Below are 19,264 nucleotides of genomic sequence, written 5' to 3'. Positions count from 1 at the left end.
GGGAGGGAAACCATGAGAATCGGAGTATTTGTATGCTGGTGTGGCAGTAACATTAAAAACACAGTGGATGTGGATGCGGTAACAGCCCGGGCGAAAACCATGCCACAGGTCGTCTATGCCCAGGATGTCCAGTATCTGTGTTCAGAAGTGGGGCAGTCGGAAATTGGCCAGGCCATCGACACCCACCGGCTCGACAGAGTGGTGGTGGCCGCCTGTTCACCGCGTATGCATGAAACCACTTTTCAAAAATTGATGGCCGCCAAAGGTCTCAACCCCTATTATGTTGAAATTGCCAACATTCGGGAGCATTGCTCCTGGGTGCATACTGATAAAGAAAAAGCCACCGTAAAGGCCATTGACCTGGTGAAAAAAGCGGTTGCCAAGACGGCCTTTGCCATTCCCCTCACATCAGACCAGCTTCCTGTTACCAAGCGGGCGCTGGTCATTGGCGGGGGCATCGCAGGTATTCAGGCGGCGCTGGACATCGCTGATGCCGGCTATCCGGTGGATCTGGTGGAAAAAGAATCGTCCATTGGAGGAAAGATGGCACAGTTTGACAAAACCTTTCCCACATTGGATTGTTCCGCCTGTATTCTCACACCTAAAATGGTGGAAGCCGCCACCCATGAAAATATCCGCCTGTACACCTATGCAGAAGTGGCGGCAGTTTCTGGCTATGTGGGCAACTTCAATGTCACCATTAAACAGAAAGCCACCAGTGTGAACCCTGAAAAATGCAATGGTTGCGGTGATTGTGTCACCAAGTGCCCTAAAAAAGTACCCAATGAGTTCGACTGTGGCAGCAGCAAGCGAAAGGCTGTGTACACCCTGTTTCCCCAGGCGGTACCCAATAAGCCGGTGATCGACAGGGACAACTGTATTTATTTTGCCACGGGAAAATGTGGTCTTTGCGCCAAAGTATGCCAAACAGGTGCCATTGAATACCAGCAGCAGGACGAAATGATCGAAAACCAGTATGGTGCCATTGTGGTGGCCACCGGTTATGAACTGAAAGTACCCGACCACCTGGGAGAGTATGCCTATGGGCAGCATCCCGATGTGATCACCAGCCTTGAACTGGAACGAATGCTGAATGCCTCCGGTCCCACCAGTGGCAAAGTGATACGTCCCTCCAATGGGAAAATGCCCCGGCGCATTGTTTTTATCCAGTGTGTGGGTTCCCGTGACAGGCATGACGGCAACCCGTACTGCTCAAAGGTATGCTGCCTTTACACCGCCAAGCATACCCTGCTGTTGAACGAAAAATTTCCGGGCACAGAAAGCTATGTCTTTTACATGGACGTGCGCACCGCCGGTAAGAACTATGAAGAGTTTTATGAGCGGGCGCGGCAGCAAGGGGCCATGTACCTCAGGGGGCAGGTATCAAAGGTGGAACCCCTGGGAGACGCAGACAACCGGGTGCTGGTGAGAGGTTTTGACGGTTCCCTGCAACGACAGGTGGAGATAGCCGCTGATTTGGTGGTGCTGGCCACCAGCATGGAAGCTCAACCCAATGCCAAAACCCTGGGAGGCATGCTGGGCATATCCACCGATTTGAACGGTTTCTACACCGAAGCTCACGCCAAGTTGCGCCCCGTGGAAACCCAGGCCCAGGGGGTGTACCTGGCAGGTGTCTGTCATGGCCCCAAAGATATTCCGGAAGCGGTATCCCAGGCCAGCGGGGCAGCGGTCAAAGCCATCATCCTCTTTAACAAGGGGCAGGTGAAAAGTGTTCCCACCACGGCCATGGTGGAAAAAGACCGGTGCAGCGGATGCATGCAGTGTCAGCCCGTGTGCCCCTACGAAGCCATCAGTCAGGAAATGGTGGTGGAGCGGGTTCATGGTAAAGAGCGGCAGCGTGCCGTTGCTACAGTGAACCGGGCGCTTTGCCAGGGATGTGGTGCCTGCGCCGGGTTATGCCGCAGCGGGGCCATGGATCTGGGCGGCTTCACCAGCCGACAATTAATGGCGGAGGTGGACAGCTTATGATGAACGAAATCTATGAACCTAAAATAGTGGCTTTCTGCTGTAACTGGTGCAGTTATGCAGGGGCTGATCTGGCGGGTACCGGCCGCCTGAAATACCCGGAGAACATTCGCATTATCCGTGTACCCTGTTCCAGCCGGGTAGAGGTGGCCATGATTCTTCGTGCCTTCCAGAACGGTGCCGACGGTGTGCTCATTGCAGGCTGCCATCCGGGAGACTGTCACTACGATACGGGTAACTACCACACCCGCAAACGCATACATCTGCTAACCAGCCTCATGGATTTCATGGGACTGTCACCGGAACGTCTCTGGCTTCGATGGATATCAGGCAATGAAGCCGATAAATTTCAGGCAACTGTGACAGCCTTTACCCAGGAGTTGAGGGCCATGGGAGCTTCAGACAAAGTGAGGGATCTCAGATGCAGTCGATAATGGCGTCAATCACTCAGTCAATTCAGCAAACAGCCGCAGCGTTACTGGCTGCAGGAGAAGTGGATCTGGTACTGGGATACACCAGAGGAGAACGGCCTCATCAGTCGGTGCCTTTTGTGGCCACCACACCGGCGGCAGCAGCCCAGCTTCACTGGGACCCTTTCTGTGAAAAAGCCCTGGCACCATACCTGATGGAAGAAAGCTACCAGAATAAGCGGGTGGCCGTGGTGATGAAAGGCTGCGACGCAAGGGCGCTGCGCCTGATGATCAGCGAAAGCCGTGTTGATCGGGAAAAATTGGTGGTGTTGGGGGTTCAGTGTCAGGGGATGATACCCCGGGAAAAACTGGAAGCAGCGGCAGGGGAGCCTCTCCATCAACTGACACTCACCTGGCAGTCGGAAGGCGTGGAACTGACGGGCAGAAAAGGGAGCCAAACCCTTTCCTATGAAGCGGTTCTTTCCCCCTTTTGTCTGACCTGCCAGCATGCCACCCCGGCGGTGACAGAAGTGGATCAGATCATTGCCGGAAGCGGTGAAAAAGCCTTGGTTAAGGGAAAAAACATCCCGCCGAAAGAAGCGTTCAGTGATATCGAAACCATTGAAAAAATGGGGGCAGAAGAACGCCATGCATTTTGGATGCAACAGCTGAACCGGTGCATTCGATGCTACAGCTGCCGAAATGCCTGCCCTGTATGCACCTGCCGCAGTTGTATTTTCGACAGGGAAAACCCGGATTATCTGGATGCTGCCAAGAATCAGCCGGCACAACATCAGTTCTATCACGTTATTCGGGCCTTTCATGTGGCAGACCGCTGTGTTGGCTGCGGTGAGTGCGCCAGAGTGTGTCCCGAAGGGATTCCCCTTCACCTGCTGAATCAAAAGTTGATTCAGGATCTGACACAGCATTATGGTGCCTTTACACCAGGTGTTGATGAAGTTCCCAATCCCCTGTCCTGTGCCGGTGCCCATGAAGTTGATCCCTTCGGAAAGGAGGCAAAGAAATGATGATGGTGAAACTGCCCGGGTATGAAATGTTGATTCATTACCTGCAACAAGGGCTGGGGGAAAAGCAGGTATTTGTTCCCGTTTCAGAAGAGGGAAAAGAAGGTCATGTGCCGCTGGGGTCCCTGAACAAAGTGGATCTGGCTCAAATGACGGCCCTCACATTCCAGGAAAAACCCCTGAGAAACAGCATCAAATCTTTGTTCTTTCCTGATACCGAAACCTATCTCACCTACCGAAAAGAAGAAGGCCGCATGGTGATGGAAACACCGGGAGAGATGATGTCGCAAATTTTGGTGGGGGCAAAAGCCTGCGACTTGGAAAGTTTGAATCTCATCGACAGGGTGTTTCTGGCAGATCCGGTGGATACACTGTATGCAGAAAAAAGAGCCAAAACCTTGATTCTGGCGGCTCCCTGCCGACAGCAGGGAACCTATTGCCGATGTGAATCCTTTGGTGTTGACCGCATCAATCCGGCGGCAGATGTGACCATGTACCAGGAGACGGCAGATGCCGCCGAACCCCTGTATCTTAAATCCCTGACGCCGGCCGGGGAAACCTTTCTTGAAGAAATGATGAAGTGTGGCACTGAAGGAGAGGCAGTGGCGGTAACAGAGATTCCCTGGCAGGCGGTGCCGCCTGGGGAGAAGCCCCTTTCTCCTCAGGAAGTAAAAGATCAGATGGACACCCTTTTTGAACATCCCCTCTGGGAAGAACTGGCCATGCGCTGCCTGGGCTGTGCCACCTGTACCTATTACTGCCCCACCTGCCATTGTTATGATATCCGCGACTTCAGCAGACAGGGGCAGGAAGCCGGTGAACGATACCGCACCTGGGATTCCTGCATGTTCACCAGTTTCACCAATATGGCCGGTGGTCACAACCCGCGGCCGCACCGAAAAGACAGGATTCAAAACCGTTTCTTCCATAAACTCAACTATTTTGTCAAAAAGCAGGGTCCCTTGGCCTGTGTGGGCTGCGGACGCTGTGGTGACGCCTGTCCGGTGGGTATATCCATGGACACGGTGCTGAATCGGATAGGAGGCGACCGCCATGACGCATAATCCCCTGGTACCCATTAATGGAGAAGTGATCACCATTCTCACAGAAAGTCACGATGTCAAAACCTTTCAGGTGCGTCCTGAAGTTCCCATGGCACACATGCCGGGACAATGCGCCATGCTCTCTCTGTTGGGAGTGGGCGAGGCACTGTTTTCCATCACGTCTCCCCCCGGCAGAGATTATCTGGAGTTCAGCATTAAGCGGGTGGGAAAACTGACAGAGGCCCTGCATCAGATGGAAGTGGGGCACCAGGTGGGCATTCGGGGCCCCTACGGCAACCATTTTCCCGTGGAAGACTTAAAGGGAAAACGGCTCCTGTTCATTGGCGGCGGCATTGGCCTGGCACCCCTTCGGTCGTTGGTGCAGTACACCCTTGACCGTCGTGAGGAGTACCCGGATGCTTTTCAACTGGTGTATGGATCCCGGTCTGCCGATGATCTTCTTTTTCGCCGTGATATCCTGAACCAGTGGCCGGAAGCCCCCGATTTTAAAGTGGATCTGACCGTTGATGTGGCAAGTTCCGGGTGGGATGGTCATGTGGGTTTTGTTCCCGCCTATCTGGAAGCCCTGGCACCCAGTCCTGAAAACACCATCGGCATCACCTGCGGCCCTCCCATTATGATCAAATACGTGCTGCAAACCCTTGAAAAGCTTGGATTTAAACCGAATCAAATTGTCACCACCCTGGAATACAAGATGAAATGCGGTGTGGGTAAATGCGGGCGATGCAATCTGGACGAGCATTACATCTGCAAAGACGGCCCCGTGTTTTATCTGTCGGAACTGGAACAAATCAAGTGTGATTTCTGTTAAAATAGAAATAGTCCTTTGTCAGAAGCATTGACCGTGGTAAGACGCCGTGAAAGAATCAGCAAATGGAGGAATTCACATGAATCACTCTGAACGCATGAAATGCGAAGCACTGAAAGACCGCATCACCACAGCGGAAGCCGCTGCCACCCTGATTCGCTCGGGGATGACTCTGGGAACCAGCGGGTTTACACCGACGGGTTACCCCAAGGCCGTACCTGCGGCTCTGGCAGCCAGGTTCCAAAAGGAAAAAGGCTGCTGCATCAACCTGTACACCGGTGCCTCGGTGGGCAAAGGGCTGGACGGCGCCCTGGCGGAAGCCGGTGCCATTAACCGGCGCATGCCCTATCAAACCAACACAACGGTTCGAAAAAAATTAAACCAGCGTGACATTCGCTACAGCGACATCCATCTCAGTCATTTTGCCCAGGAAGTCCGCTATGGATTTTATGGAAAAGTGGATGTGGCGCTGGTGGAAGCCCTGGAAATAACCGAAGAGGGACATATTGTGCCCACCACCTCTGTGGGAGCCAGCCCGGTGTTTATCAGCCAGGCAGAGACGGTGATCGTGGAAATCAACACCCGCAAGCCCCTGTCGCTGAAAGGGATGCATGACATCTACCAGCCCCAGGATCCACCCCACCGGCAGCCCATCCCGCTGGTGAATCCGGAAGACCGCATCGGCACCACTGCCATTCCCTGTGACCCCACCAAAATCAAAGCCATTGTGTTCACTGATCTGGATGATGATCCCATCAGTTTTACCCCTGCCGATGAAGACAGTCAGCAAATTGCCCGTCACCTCATCAGCTTTTTTCAGCAGGAAGTCATGGCAGGTCGTCTGCCGGAACAGCTGCTGCCCCTTCAGTCTGGTGTGGGCAGTGTGGCCAACGCGGTGCTGAAAGGGATGTCAGACAGTCCTTTTAAAAACCTGGTGTTTTATTCAGAAGTCATCCAGGATAATGTGCTGGACCTGCTTGACAACGGCACCTTCCGGTTTGCATCGGGAACATCTTTCACCCTCTCACCAGATGGATTTGATCGGTTATATGCCAATATGGAAAAGTACCGGAATCAGATCATGCTCCGTCCCATGGAAATCAGCAACAACCCGGAAATCATCCGCCGTATTGGTTCCATCGCCATGAATACCGCCATTGAGGCTGATATTTTTGGCAATGTGAACTCCACCCATATCATGGGCCGCCGCATGATGAACGGTATCGGCGGGTCCGGCGATTTTGCCCGGGCCGGGTATCTGAGCATTTTTGCCACGCCTTCCATGGCCAAAGGCGGCGCCATCTCCGCCATTGTTCCCATGGTATCCCATGTGGACCACACAGAGCATGACGTGAAGGTGATTGTGACTGAACAGGGGCTGGCAGATCTGCGGGGCCTCAGCCCCTGGGAGCGGGCAGAAAGTGTCATCGAAAACTGCGCCCATCCTGATTACCGTCCCGCTCTGCGGGATTATCTGGCAGCCGGCATGAAAGAACCCGGGCATACGGCCCAGCTCATGCACGAAGCCCTCAGCTGGCACCAGCGTTTTGAAGAGACAGGCACCATGAAACCCTGATTAACTCAAACATAAAAAACCGGCACCTGCTGAAGGTGTCGGTTTTAGCATGTGCTGTCGACATTCCGGGCAGAGAAGAATCAGCCAATGATGCTTCTCTGCCTTTTGAAATGGAACACAGCAGAATTTTTAGTCAAAATTGTTTGACAAATAGTGATAATCGGTATATGATAATAACATGCAAAATATGGAACATGTTTCATTCATTATGGAACATGTTCCACAGGAGGTGAAACAGTGGCATCCATCAGAGATATTGCAAAATCCACAGGTCTCAGCATCTCCACCATATCCAGATACATCAATTCATCAGGCTATGTGAGTAAAGACTCTGCTGAACTCATTCAGAAAGTCATTGATGAAATGGATTATGTTCCCAACAGAAATGCCCAGGCGATTTTCAACAAGAAATCTGGCAGCATCGGCCTGGTCATTCCAAGTCTGGTGAACCCGTTTTTTTCGGAAATGGCAACCATTATCGGCAACAAAATTCAGGATGATGGTTACGGCTGCGTTTTATGCTTTACCGAAGATATTCCCGAGAAAGAGGAGGATGCGCTGGATCTTCTGAAAGGATACCGGGTCGATGGCATCATCGTTGCAAGGGGTAGGTCAGTGGATAAAATTCAGAAGCTTTCCATTCCGGTGATTTCCTTTGAGTCCATTATCTCAGATGAGATTATCACAGTCAGTGCAGACAACTACCAGGGGGGCCGAATGGCCTTTGAACATCTGTATGAAGAGGGCTGCAGAAAGATGATCCACATTAAGGGACCCAAAGGATTTATTGCACCTGAGGAAAGATGCAAAGGTTTTCTCGATGCATCGGCAGATAAAGACGTCGCAGTTGAAGTGCTGGAGCTGAGCACCGACTATCTTTTGGAGGAAGACCTGGATAAAGCACTGAATCAAGTGGATTTCAGAATGTATGACGGACTGTTTGTGTTCAATGATATCAACTGTATTCACGTGATCAGTTATTTAAGGAGACAGGGATTCGCCATTCCCGGAGATCTTCAGGTCATTGGATTCGATAACTCCTATTTGTCGGAAATGAATTTGCCCAGACTGACCACCATTGAGCAGTCACCACAGGAAATCGCCCAGGTAAGCTATCATTGCCTGAAAGATCTGATGGATGGAACCTGCCGTTCCACTGCGAATAGAATTATACCGGTGAAACTGATCAGGCGGGACACAACAGGATCAACCTAAGGGTGATTCAAAGCAATAAAATGACAGAAAGTGCCAGAAAAAAATTAAAACAGCCTGTTATAAGGCGTAATCCATTCCATGGAAAACCAATGGGAGGTGCACCATGAGGGGGAAAGTGAAGTTGAAGGTTTCAGGAATTGAGAAATCCTTTCCTGGCGTTAAAGCCCTTGACAGTGTTCATTTTGAAGTAAAAGAAGGAACAGTGCATGCACTTTGCGGCGAAAACGGAGCCGGCAAATCCACCCTGATGAAAATCATCAACGGAATTCATCGTCAGGATGCAGGGGATATCCACATAGATGGTGAAAAAGTGGCCATCAATCATCCCCAACATGCACAACAGTTGGGAATTGCCATGATTGCCCAAGAGCTTAACTTTGTTCCGGAACTCACCGTGGAGGAAAACCTGTTTCTCGGAAGGCTCCCTGGGAGTTCTGCACGTGTCGACTGGAAACAAGTGAGAAAAAGCACCATTGAGTTGCTTGAGAGAGAAAACCTCCCCTTCAAACCAACCCAACTGATGAAAACGTTGTCCATTTCAGAAATCCAGCAACTGGAAATATTAAAGGCCCTGTCCATTGACGCCCAGATCATCATCATGGATGAGCCGACATCTTCCATATCCAATAAAGAAGTGGAAACACTTTTCCAAAAAATTGAACAGCTGAGAAATCAGGGACGGTCAATCATCTATATTTCTCACAAACTTGATGAAATTTTCAGGATTGCCGATGAAGTAACCATTCTCAGAGACGGAACTGTCGTGGGCAGCTATCCCATCGAAGAGATGGATGAGGAGAATATCATACGCCTGATGGTGGGCAGAAAGCTTGATAACGTCTATCCCAAGGAAGCGGTTGCGGTGGGGCAGACCATTTTCGAAGTCAAAGACTTTACGAGTGAAGGTGAGTTTAAGGGAATCACATTCAATGTAAAAAGAGGCGAAATTGTAGGTTTTGCAGGACTTGTGGGTTCGGGAAGAACAGAGGTGATGCGGGCGCTGTTTGGCCTTGATCCACATACCTCAGGATCAGTTTACCTGAAGGAACAGGAGATCAACATCAATCACCCGCGGGACGCCATCGCAGCAGGCATTGGAATGATAACAGAAGACAGAAAGCGCTCAGGAATCGTGCCTGTCAGAAGTATCAAAGAAAACGGTTCTCTGGCGAGTCTTGAAAAATTTTTCACTGGTGGAAGACTTCAATGGAAAAAAGAAGAAGAAACCAACAGAGATTACTTCGAAAAAATGGATGTCAAAGCACCCTCTCTTGAAACACTGATCCAAACACTGAGCGGGGGGAATCAACAAAAGGTGATTCTTGCCAAATGGATGATGCGGGAACCTGACCTGCTGATCATGGATGAGCCCACGAGAGGAATTGATGTGGGAAACAAATTTGCCATCTACCAACTGATGCAGCAAATCGCAAGAGAAGGGAAGGCCATTCTCATTGTCTCATCAGAGTTGCCGGAGCTTTTGGGTATGTGTGACAGAATCTACGTCATGAATCAGGGAACCATCACCGGAGAGCTGAAAAGAGAAGCCTTCGACCAGGAAGTAATTATGAAATACGCAACAATGTAACATAAGGAGGGGGAGCATGTTCTCATTTAAAAAAAGCAGTGTCGATATAAGTAAGTTTTCCATCTTTCTGATATTGGTATTCTTCATCATTGTTTCCAGCTTTCTGAACCCGAATTTTCTTTCCAGCGGAAACATCATTAACATCTTAAGACAGCTGGCGGTCCCTGTATTGCTGTCCTTTGGAGCCATGATGCTGGTCATCAGCGGCATGATAGATCTTTCAGCAGGTTCTGTTCTGGCCCTGGCAGGAGTGCTGTCAGTCAGTTCGTACAAAATAACCGGATCACTGGCAGTGGCTGTGGTTGTAGGTTTGGCAGTAGGCGTGTTTGCAAATCTCATCAATGCTCTCATGGTGGTGGAGTTTAAAGTGCCGGCGTTTATTGCCACACTGGCCATGCAAATGGTGGCCAGAGGCGCGGCCCTTCATTATACCGGCGGACAAAACATTCTGCAAATTGGCAGTTACACTGTGTTTGGCCAGGGGCATATTGGCCCCATTCCCATATCGGTCATCATCATGACGGCGGTCACCGGAATCATTTACTACATTATGAAGCACACCAAACTGGGAAGGTCAATGTATGCCATTGGCGGCAACGAAGAAGCCGCAATTGCTTCCGGCATCAATGTGAAGAAAAACAAATATCTGACCTACATGATCAACGGACTTCTTGTGGGAGCGGCGGGAATCCTCTTTATGTCCCGTGTCAATGCCGGTCTTTCCAACGGAGCCATTGGCTATGAAATGGAAGGATTAACCGCAACCATTGTCGGCGGCACCAGTTTTTCAGGCGGAGCAGGTTCCACCTTTGGCACATTGATAGGTGCACTGATCATCGGTGTTTTGAACAACATCATGAATCTGACAAGTGTCAATACGTATATACAGCAAATTGTGAAGGGTACTATCATTGCTGTTGCTGTTGTATGGGACATTAAATCCAAGAGGGGAGGTAGAAAAACAACCAGAAAAATAAGAGGTGAGAAGAATCCTGAACAGTCAGTGGAAGGTTAGTCTGGTGTTGAATCATTGAAAATCAACAACAAGGGAGAAAAGGAGAATGAGCATGAACATGAAGAAAATGATCGCGGTATTCTTGATGGTGGCAATGATGATCGTCAGTTTGGCAGGTTGCAACAGCGGTGGATCATCTTCAGGCGGCGCCGAAACAGACACATACCGAGTGGCATTTGTGGCACGTACACAGGCAGATTCATTTGCTGCATGGCTCGTTAATGAAATGAAATCAGCGGCAGAGCAATATCCGGATTTAACACTGGATGTCTTCGACGGACAGGCTGATGATGAAAAAGTGAACGCTGCAATTGAAAATGCCATCACCAACGGATACGATGCCATTATTGTGCAGCCCAACAATGGAGAAGCACAAAGGCCGTACGTTGAAAGCATCGTCGAAGCCGGCATTATTGCCATTACAACCAATGCCAGAATTGAAGGAATCGACGGAGCCTCTTCAGTGGATGCAGATCCATATGTACAGGCAAAGGTGAATGCGGATATCGCCATTGATCAAATTCCTCAGAATGCAAAAGTCGTTGTATTGAACGGGCCGTCAGGCAACTTCCATGCAGACGAACGGCGCCGGGCGTGGGAAGTGGAATTCTTTGAAAAACGCCCTGATGTTCAAATTGTTGGAGAACAGATTGCAGGCTGGAACAAGGATGAAGCCGTTCGGTATATGGAAGACTGGGTAACAGCCAACAGTGAAATCCACGCCATCATCTCAATGAACGACAACATGGCTGCAGGAGCACTGGAAGTGGTGAAGAACAACCCTGCTCTTAGCGATATACTGTCCTATGGAGTGGACGGAACTCCAGAGGCAACACTTCTGATCAATGAAGGAACGATGACATCCACATGCTTACAATCAGCCATTGACCTGGCCGAAGCAAACATAAGCACCGTGCACAAGCTTCTCACAGGAGAAGAAGATGAAATTCACATGGACATCGATGCCATCCTCATTACAGGGGAAAACGCACAGGCATATGTTGATATGTATACAGAAAGAGGTCTGATTAACTAATTCGGTTCACACAACAGGGATGGCATCATCGTGTGCCATCCCAACGCTTCCAGGAGGAGATCCAATGAGCGAAAAAATGAAAGTCGCTGTGATGACAGCCTTAAATGAATTGGAAATGCAGGAAAGAGATGTGCCAACGCCACAAGCAGACGAAGTGCTTGTCAAAGTGGATTATGTGGGAATCTGCGGCTCAGACCTTCACTATCTGGAACATGGAAGAATCGGGAACTTCATCGTGGAATACCCCTTTGTGCTGGGACACGAAGTGGGAGGAACTGTGGTTGCCCTGGGAGATGAAGTGAAGCACTTGCAGGTGAATGACAGGGTAGCCCTTGAGCCGCAGATCACTTGTGGTGAATGTGAATTTTGTAAAAGTGGGAAGTACAATCTGTGCAGTGATGTGGTCTTTTTTGCCACTCCTCCCGTTGACGGTGTTTTTCAGGAATATGTGGCCCACAAGGCCAACCTGTGCTTTAAGCTCCCTGAAAATGTGAGCACCATGGAAGGGGCACTGATGGAACCCCTGTCGGTGGGACTGCATGCCGTATTTCAGGGAGGAGCCACCATCGGCCAGACGGCTGTGGTGACTGGCACCGGTTGCATCGGCCTCACTTCAATGCTGGCCCTGAAGGCCATGGGGGTTTCAACCGTCATTGTTGTGGATTTGGTGGACCAGCGGCTTGAAAAAGCAAAGGAACTTGGAGCAGACTACACTATCAACGGAAAAAATGAAGATACTGTCAGGCGCATTTTTGAGATAACAGGAGGAAAAGGGTTTGACATCGGAATCGAGACAGCAGGTTCGGAAATCACCACCCGGCAGCTCATCGAAAGTGCTAAAAAGGGCGCAAATCTTGTTTTGGTGGGTTACAGTCCAACGGGTGAAGAAACCCTTCCAATTGGAATGGCCCTCGACAAAGAACTGACTTTCAAAACAGTTTTCCGGTACAGAAACAGCTATCCCACAGCGATTAATGCCGTTTCATCAGGAGATATCAATGTCAAAGACATCGTAACACATACCTATGATTTTGAAGATATCAAAACGGCGCTTTCAGACGCCATCAACAAGAAAGACGAAGTCGTCAAAGCCGTTGTGAGAATAGGAAGGGAATAAGACATGTACTATATTGGAGCTGACTTGGGAACCACAGGGCTTAAAATGATCTTGATAGATGAAACCGGCAGAATCACCGCTTCGCGAACAGAAAAATACCCCATTGCCTATCCTTTTCAAAGCTGGGCGGAGCAGGAACCCACAGATTGGTTCAATGCGCTTGTTAAAGGCATCCGGAAGCTGACAAAAGGAATTGCTCCTGAAGCGGTTAAAGCCATTGGCATTGATGGCCAGATGCACGGCCTTGTGATGCTTGATTCACAGGATCAGGTGATCAGGCCGGCCATTCTATGGAATGATACCAGAACCACAGAAGAAGTAACCTATCTAAACGATGAAATCGGAAAGAGCAAGCTTTCAGAACTCACAGGAAACATCGCTTTCGCAGGGTTTACAGCTCCTAAAATCATGTGGGTAAGGAAGAATGAACCTGAGAACTTTGAAAAAATGAAGCGTGTCATGCTTCCGAAAGACTACCTGAACTACATGTTGACAGGAATCCTCTCATCAGATTACTCCGATGCCTCTGGTATGTTGCTTTTGGATGTGGAGAAGAAGCAGTGGTCACAGGAAATGATGGCAATTTGCCACATTACTGAAGCAAATTTACCAAAGCTATATGAAAGCTATCAAGTGGTGGGAACCCTTAAAAGCGACATGGCGGAGAAGCTGGGTCTCGGAAATCATGTGAAGGTAGTTGCAGGTGCGGGAGACAATGCAGCGGCGGCAATCGGAGCTGGAACCGTTGGTGACGGAAGGTGCAATATTTCCATCGGAACCAGCGGAACTGTATTTGTGGCAAGCAAGGACTTTAAGGAAGGAAAGAATCATGCGGTCCACAATTTTGCCCATGCTGACGGCACTTATCATTTTCTTGGCTGCATGCTCAGTGCAGCATCCTGCAACGATTGGTGGATGGAGAAAATTCTGGGAACCAATGACTATTCAATGGAACAGAATGCCATTGAAGACTTGGGGCATAATCACCTGATTTATCTGCCGTATCTCATGGGCGAACGGTCACCTCATAATGATCCCAATGCACGCGGGGCTTTTCTGGGTCTTTCCATGGGAACCACAAGACAGCAGATGACCCAGGCAGTGCTTGAGGGTGTCGCCTTTGGTCTTCGGGATTCCCTTGAGGTTATCAGGGAAGCGGGGGTGGTGGTGACGTTTGCCACATTCTGCGGCGGCGGAGCCAAAAGCAAACTATGGCAGCAAATGGTTGCCAATATTCTGGGCATCGAAGTGGGAATACTGGACAATGAGGAAGGCCCTGCTCTGGGTTCTGCCATACTGGCGGCAGTGGGAGACGGACTTTATGAAAATGTGGAAGAGGCTTGTCAGGCCATTGTCACTGTTAAGGAAGTCGTGAAGCCTGATCAGGAAATTGTTGAAAAATACAATCGTCTATATCAAGTTTACAAAAATAGTTACCATGCCGTGAAGGGACTGCATGACCAGTTGAGCAGCCTGGCAAAAGGGTGATATGCCAGAGTCAAAAAACAGAAAAAGACGGGCGGGGATCAATGAATGGACCCCTGCCCGTCTTTTGGTGTAAATCCGTTTATCTCAATCAAGGCGTTAATGAATACCGGTAAGCCCGTTTTCGGTGCCGTTGGGTTCGTCGAAGAAAACGCCGGGATTCAAGATCATCGCCGGATCAAAGGCCCGCTTCACCAGCTGCATGATCTGTATTTCCCGGGGGCTGAACTGCAGTGACATAAAGGCCTTGCGGGTACGGCCGGTGCCGTGCTCCGCACTCACGGTGCCGCCGAAGCGGATGGCCACCTCATACATGGCCTGGCGCATTTCCTCAAAATAGTCCGGGAGTTTGCCATCCACCATGAGGATGATGTTATGAATATTACCGTCTCCAATATGCCCCACGGTGGGTGACTGGGTGCCGTACTGGTCAACCACTTGCATCAGCTCGTCAAGAAAAGCCGGGAAGTGAGCCGGGGGAACGGCCATATCGATGGCATCGGCTGCTTTTTCCTTAAAGGAAGTGTAGACATTGCTGCGGATATCCAGGATCACTTTCTGCTCCTTGCCTGTTTCGGCAATGAGGCTGTCCACGGCACCATTGGCATCGCAGATATCCACTATTTTTTCCGTGTTGTCGAAAAGGTCGTCTTCAGTGGATTCTTCCAGAATCAGCATCAGATCCACCGATCCTTTTTCTGCCGGCCAGGTGAGGCCCAGATGATCTGCCGCCTCCTGGGAAGCTGACCGGTCAATGTACTCCATGGCCAAAGGGACCATTCCCTGCTTTAAAATCTGAGAAACCGACTTGGCGGCAGCCTGTCGGGTTTCGAAAGAAATCAGCAGGGTGCCCTTGTATGCCAATCGGGGGTAGAGGCGCAGAATCACTTTGGTGACAACGCCCAGGGTGCCTTCGCTGCCAATCATCAGATGAAGCAGGTCATACCCCATGTTGTTTTTCAGCAGCTTGCCTCCCATCATCACCACCTCGCCGGTGGGCAGCACCACTTCCATTCCCTTGATGTGGTTGCGCATGATGCCGTGTTTCACCGCACCCACGCCGCCGGCGTTTTCCACCGCCATGCCGCCCACCTGGGCGCCTTCATCACCGGGGTGCACCGGGAAAAACAGGTCGTTTTCTTTGGAAAGAAAGGCATTCAGTTGTTCCAGGGTAACACCGGCTTCCACGGTAATCATCAGATTGTCTTCGTCCAGTTCCACAATTTTATTCAGCCTCTCCAGGCTTAAGACAATCCCCGGCAGTGTGGGAATGGCTGCACCGCAAAGGCCTGTGCCGCCACCCCGGGGAAATACGGGTACACTGCTTTCGGTGGCGTAGGTCATGATGGCGGCGATTTCTTCCGGTGTTCCCGGTTTTACCACCAGGCAGGTTTCATCCGCCTGGGGGCGCAGCAGGGGCTCGGTTTCGTCATACAGATAGCCCAGGGTTTGTTCCAGCTCGGTGAGTACCCAGTCGGGGCCGGTGATGGATTTCATTTTTTCGATGACAGCTTCACGATTTTTCATGGCACCTTCTCCTTAATATTTTTTCTGATATATATTTATCTGACAGGAAATTAAAAGATGTTAAAACAATCTGATTTTAGTATGGCGGGACAAACCGGTCTCAGGCATCGGTGCCGGGAGCCGGAGCGGGGACAGACTTGAACAGCCCGGGCAGAAACCCTTTCAGCAGGACCGGAATGATGATGACCACAATTCCCACATAGCCCAAGAATCCGTAACCACGGGCCACCAGGGGAATCAGGCCGAACTGTGCAATGGACCAGGTAAGCAGTACATAGACAGAAGAACTGGCGATGCTTCGTTTGCGAAGCAGGGCGGGGGAAGCGGGGGTGGCATCACGGTTTCCCAGCCAGGTGACAATCCGGTTGGTCATGCCATAAATAAAGTTGACACCGGTGGAAACAGCTCCCAACACGATGAGCACAGAAATCAGCGGCACCATCCAGGCGGCACCGATGCCGTTTTGTACAATGTAAAGTGCCGGCACGGCTTCAGCGGCGATCCCTTCATGGTAGTAGATCAAAATGCCGAAGGTGGCCAGGGCCAACAGGCCATAGTTGAGAATGAACCCGCCGATGGCGGCTTTTTTGGCTTCAGCAGCGTCTTTAATGGCGTCGGAGTGGGCCAGGTAAGCACCCAGGGCACAGGTTTGGAAGGCGGCATAGAGAATGGCACTCCACAGAGCACCGCCAAAGGTGCCGGGATTTTCCAGGGCACCACTTTGGAGTGCTCCAATATTTTCCCAGATTTGAGACCAGGAAACAATCACGTTGGGAATATAGATCACCAGAAGACCGGCAATAATTAAATAGGCAATGTACTTGGCAGCTTTGCGCACCACCCCGGCTCCAAATATGGTGAGGAGGAGAAGGGCTGCGGCAATGACGAAGGTGTTCAGCAGATAGGGGCTTCCAGTGACCGTGGTGATGGTGGCTCCTCCGGTGGCGAAGGCCACGGCAGTGGCAGTGAGCAGCACCAGCAGGTACATCACTTCAAAGAGACTGGAAAACAGCCCTTCCATCGGACGGTAGAAAGAGAGTGCCCAGCTGCGGTAGTCATAGAGTCGGTGCTCCACTGCATACCGCCAGGCAAAGTAAAAGACCACCGCCTGCAGCCCAATGGCAACAACGGGCATGAGTGCCGCATACCAGCCATACTCCACAAAGAAGGAGATAATCTGACGGCCGGAGGCAAATCCGCCGCCAAAATGGGTGGTAAACCAGACGAACACCAGGGTTAATACGCCGGACTTTGCTGCCTGTTGATTCATTCATGACACCTCGCTTTTTTAATTTCCGGATCAGGCGGTGAGCCTGATCACTGGATGAAATTCCCTGCCGAAGGCAGAGAAGGTGATCCGATCATGTGTGGCACCTGTGATGGCCTGCCCCGGCTAAAGAACCGGCCAGATGCCGCCGTAACGGCGAATCATCTGGGGCACCACCTCATAAAGGTCTCCCACAATACCCACATCAGCCACCTGAAAAATGGGGGCAGAAGGGTCGGTGTTGATGGCCACGATGACATCGGCTTCTTTCATACCGGCCAGATGCTGGGGAGAACCTGAAATGCCGCAGGCAATGTATACCTGAGGTTTCACCCGGTGGCCGGAATAGCCCACCTGATGATCTTTGGAAATGAAGCCGTCTTCCACCACCGTGCGGCTGGCACCCACTTCGCCGCCCAAAGTCCGGGCCAGTTCCCGGAGCATGGCAAAATCATCCTGCTGTTTCAGGCCGCGGCCGCCGGAGACCACCACAGAAGCTTTGGTGATGTCCACTTCCAGCTGTCGGAGTTTTTCAATGAGGACTCCTGTATCGGGTACAGGAAGGGGGAGCGGCAGGCGCACCACTTCTCCCTGATGTTCCGGGTCCGGCATCGCCTGGGGAAATTCCTGGTAACGGACAGTGGCCATTTGAGGCAGGGTGTCGGTCATGATGTTGGCCAGAATATTCTCGCTGAAGGCGGGGCGGGTTTGTACCAGCCGGCCGTTTTCATCCATGTGAAGATCGGTGCAGTCTGCCGTCAGGCCGGTGTTCAGGGCCGCCGCCAGCCGGGGGGCCAGGGAACGGCCAAAAGAAGTGGCACCGGTGAGGATCACTTCCGGTTTCAGCTCCTTGAGGAAAGCAGTCATTTGGGCAACGAAGATCTGTTCCTCCGGCAGGGCGAAGCAGGGGTCTTCCATCAGATACACCCGGGTTGCCCCCCGGTGAATCAGTGCGGCTGTTTCCATGCCCGGCGTGCCGCAGAGCAGTACATCTAGGGAGGCCTGACGGGCATCTGCCAGCTGGCGGCCTTTGTGCAGCAGTTCATAAGCAACAGGATGGGGCTGCTGTCCCTGAGGTTCTGCCACAATGAGGATGCTTGGTTGAGCGGGGCTCATGCCTCCACCTCCTTCAACAGATGTTTTGATTTCAGCAAGGTTTCCAGATGGTCCAGCGCTTCAGGCAGGGCGTCCCGATAGCATTGCCCCTGACGCTGAGGTGCAGGAGGAATGACAATTCGTTTCACTTTAGTGGGTGAGCCGGAAAAACCGGTTTCAGAAGCATCCAAATGGCCCGCCAGATCTGCCAGTTTCCAGCAGGGGATGACAGCTTTCCGGGCTTTCATTTTATCCCTGACACCCGGCAGGCGAGGGGTGTTGGCGGTTTTTGTGAAGGTAAAGAGGCCTTTGCCTGTCACAGTTTTACGGTAGAATCCATCCCATAGAGAGACCACTGCTGCCAGTCTCTTCCCTTCCTCCCAGCACAGTGACTCCACATAGCTCACCAGCGGCAGGGCCAGCAGCTGGGCCACCTGGGCACCTACTTGTCCCGTATCACCATCCACCGTTTTTTCCCCGGCAAAAATGGCATCATAAGCGCCGATTTTTCCAATGGCAGCCGCCAGCGTACGGGCAGTAGCCCAGGTATCAGAACCGCCAAAGGCGGCGTCGCTGAGAAGCAGGGCTTCATCTGCCCCCCGTGACAGGGCTTCCTTCAAGCTTTTTTCTGCCTGGGGGGGCCCCATGCAGAGGGCGGTGACCGTTGCACCCGCAGACTCCTTCAGCTGAACGGCGGCTTCCAATGCATTTAAATCAAAGGGATTCACCTCTGTTCCCGCAGATTTCCGGTCAATGACCCCTTTTTCAGTATCAAATCGAACTTTCTCCATATCCGGCACTTCTTTCATTAAAACAATGATATGCACCGGAACACCTCCTTTAGTCTGATCTCTATATGGCTTTGATGATGGTGTGGCTTCGTTTCAGCCGTTTCCCGAACGTTGAACTCGATTCGGCAAGTGGTTCATTTGTCAAACAAAATGGAGGCAGATGCCGGCAATTTACCAATTCGCCGCACTGCCTGATAAAAGCGATGAGAATAAAAAAACAGGCAAATGAAAAAAAATTCACCTGGTGGGTTTAGACCAG

At 51.2% G+C, this 19,264-nt stretch carries 16 protein-coding genes; 12 read left to right on the top strand and 4 right to left on the bottom strand.

Annotated elements, in window-relative coordinates:
- The first annotated feature begins 12 nt into the window (after positions 1 to 12).
- The 12 genes from QOL74_RS16470 (at position 13) to xylB (ending at position 14,328) form a co-directional block, all read left to right on the top strand.
- Entirely contained in the window at positions 13 to 1,989 is a 1,977-nt protein-coding gene (locus tag QOL74_RS16470; RefSeq protein ID WP_283410604.1) for a CoB--CoM heterodisulfide reductase iron-sulfur subunit A family protein, read from the top strand.
- The gene (locus QOL74_RS16465; protein WP_484477160.1) at positions 1,989 to 2,420 is read left to right on the top strand and encodes a hydrogenase iron-sulfur subunit; all 432 of its coding nucleotides are present in this window, start codon (positions 1,989 to 1,991) and stop codon (positions 2,418 to 2,420) included. The genes QOL74_RS16470 and QOL74_RS16465 overlap by 1 nt, the downstream gene beginning before the upstream one ends.
- On the top strand, positions 2,408 to 3,424 hold the full coding sequence (locus QOL74_RS16460; RefSeq protein WP_283410602.1) for a 4Fe-4S dicluster domain-containing protein: 1,017 nt from the start codon (positions 2,408 to 2,410) through the stop codon (positions 3,422 to 3,424). The genes QOL74_RS16465 and QOL74_RS16460 overlap by 13 nt, the downstream gene beginning before the upstream one ends.
- Complete coding sequence (locus QOL74_RS16455) at positions 3,421 to 4,485, top strand: 4Fe-4S dicluster domain-containing protein (RefSeq protein ID WP_283410601.1); 1,065 nt, start codon at positions 3,421 to 3,423, stop codon at positions 4,483 to 4,485. The genes QOL74_RS16460 and QOL74_RS16455 overlap by 4 nt, the downstream gene beginning before the upstream one ends.
- Positions 4,475 to 5,296 carry an FAD/NAD(P)-binding protein gene (locus QOL74_RS16450; protein WP_283410600.1) on the top strand — a complete coding sequence of 274 codons (822 nt, stop codon included), beginning with the start codon at positions 4,475 to 4,477 and terminating at the stop codon, positions 5,294 to 5,296. Before QOL74_RS16455 ends, QOL74_RS16450 begins: the two co-directional genes overlap by 11 nt.
- A 76-nt stretch (positions 5,297 to 5,372) precedes the next feature.
- The gene (gene scpC / locus QOL74_RS16445) at positions 5,373 to 6,869 is read left to right on the top strand and encodes a succinyl-CoA:acetate CoA-transferase ScpC (protein WP_283410599.1); all 1,497 of its coding nucleotides are present in this window, start codon (positions 5,373 to 5,375) and stop codon (positions 6,867 to 6,869) included.
- 237 nt (positions 6,870 to 7,106) lie between these two features.
- On the top strand, positions 7,107 to 8,084 hold the full coding sequence (locus tag QOL74_RS16440) for a LacI family DNA-binding transcriptional regulator (RefSeq protein ID WP_283410598.1): 978 nt from the start codon (positions 7,107 to 7,109) through the stop codon (positions 8,082 to 8,084).
- 103 nt (positions 8,085 to 8,187) lie between these two features.
- Complete coding sequence (locus QOL74_RS16435) at positions 8,188 to 9,672, top strand: sugar ABC transporter ATP-binding protein (RefSeq protein ID WP_283410597.1); 1,485 nt, start codon at positions 8,188 to 8,190, stop codon at positions 9,670 to 9,672.
- Between the two features lie 16 nt (positions 9,673 to 9,688).
- Positions 9,689 to 10,687 carry an ABC transporter permease gene (locus QOL74_RS16430; RefSeq protein ID WP_283410596.1) on the top strand — a complete coding sequence of 333 codons (999 nt, stop codon included), beginning with the start codon at positions 9,689 to 9,691 and terminating at the stop codon, positions 10,685 to 10,687.
- A 52-nt stretch (positions 10,688 to 10,739) separates the two neighbouring features.
- Complete coding sequence (locus tag QOL74_RS16425) at positions 10,740 to 11,723, top strand: sugar ABC transporter substrate-binding protein (protein ID WP_346771762.1); 984 nt, start codon at positions 10,740 to 10,742, stop codon at positions 11,721 to 11,723.
- 64 nt (positions 11,724 to 11,787) lie between these two features.
- The gene (locus QOL74_RS16420) at positions 11,788 to 12,840 is read left to right on the top strand and encodes an NAD(P)-dependent alcohol dehydrogenase (protein WP_283410595.1); all 1,053 of its coding nucleotides are present in this window, start codon (positions 11,788 to 11,790) and stop codon (positions 12,838 to 12,840) included.
- Between the two features lie 3 nt (positions 12,841 to 12,843).
- Positions 12,844 to 14,328 carry a xylulokinase gene (gene xylB / locus QOL74_RS16415; RefSeq protein WP_283410594.1) on the top strand — a complete coding sequence of 495 codons (1,485 nt, stop codon included), beginning with the start codon at positions 12,844 to 12,846 and terminating at the stop codon, positions 14,326 to 14,328.
- Between the two features lie 96 nt (positions 14,329 to 14,424).
- Here xylB and QOL74_RS16410 read toward each other — a convergent pair whose 3' ends face one another.
- The 4 genes from QOL74_RS16410 to QOL74_RS16395 all read right to left on the bottom strand — a co-directional run bounded on the left by QOL74_RS16410 (position 14,425) and on the right by QOL74_RS16395 (position 19,041).
- Complete coding sequence (locus QOL74_RS16410; RefSeq protein WP_283410593.1) at positions 14,425 to 15,852, bottom strand: FAD-binding oxidoreductase; 1,428 nt, start codon at positions 15,850 to 15,852, stop codon at positions 14,425 to 14,427.
- A 100-nt stretch (positions 15,853 to 15,952) separates the two neighbouring features.
- Positions 15,953 to 17,122 carry a YkvI family membrane protein gene (locus QOL74_RS16405; RefSeq protein WP_283410592.1) on the bottom strand — a complete coding sequence of 390 codons (1,170 nt, stop codon included), beginning with the start codon at positions 17,120 to 17,122 and terminating at the stop codon, positions 15,953 to 15,955.
- 123 nt (positions 17,123 to 17,245) lie between these two features.
- Entirely contained in the window at positions 17,246 to 18,235 is a 990-nt protein-coding gene (locus QOL74_RS16400) for an electron transfer flavoprotein subunit alpha/FixB family protein (protein ID WP_283410591.1), read from the bottom strand.
- On the bottom strand, positions 18,232 to 19,041 hold the full coding sequence (locus QOL74_RS16395) for an electron transfer flavoprotein subunit beta/FixA family protein (protein ID WP_283410590.1): 810 nt from the start codon (positions 19,039 to 19,041) through the stop codon (positions 18,232 to 18,234). The genes QOL74_RS16400 and QOL74_RS16395 overlap by 4 nt, the downstream gene beginning before the upstream one ends.
- Positions 19,042 to 19,264: the final 223 nt, after the last annotated feature.

Origin of the sequence: Anoxynatronum buryatiense (assembly GCF_900182905.1) — a bacterium.
GTDB lineage: Bacteria > Bacillota > Clostridia > Peptostreptococcales > Tindalliaceae > Anoxynatronum > Anoxynatronum buryatiense.
Note: the sequence above shows the minus strand (reverse complement) of the source record. Positions and strands in the feature narration are given on the sequence as shown.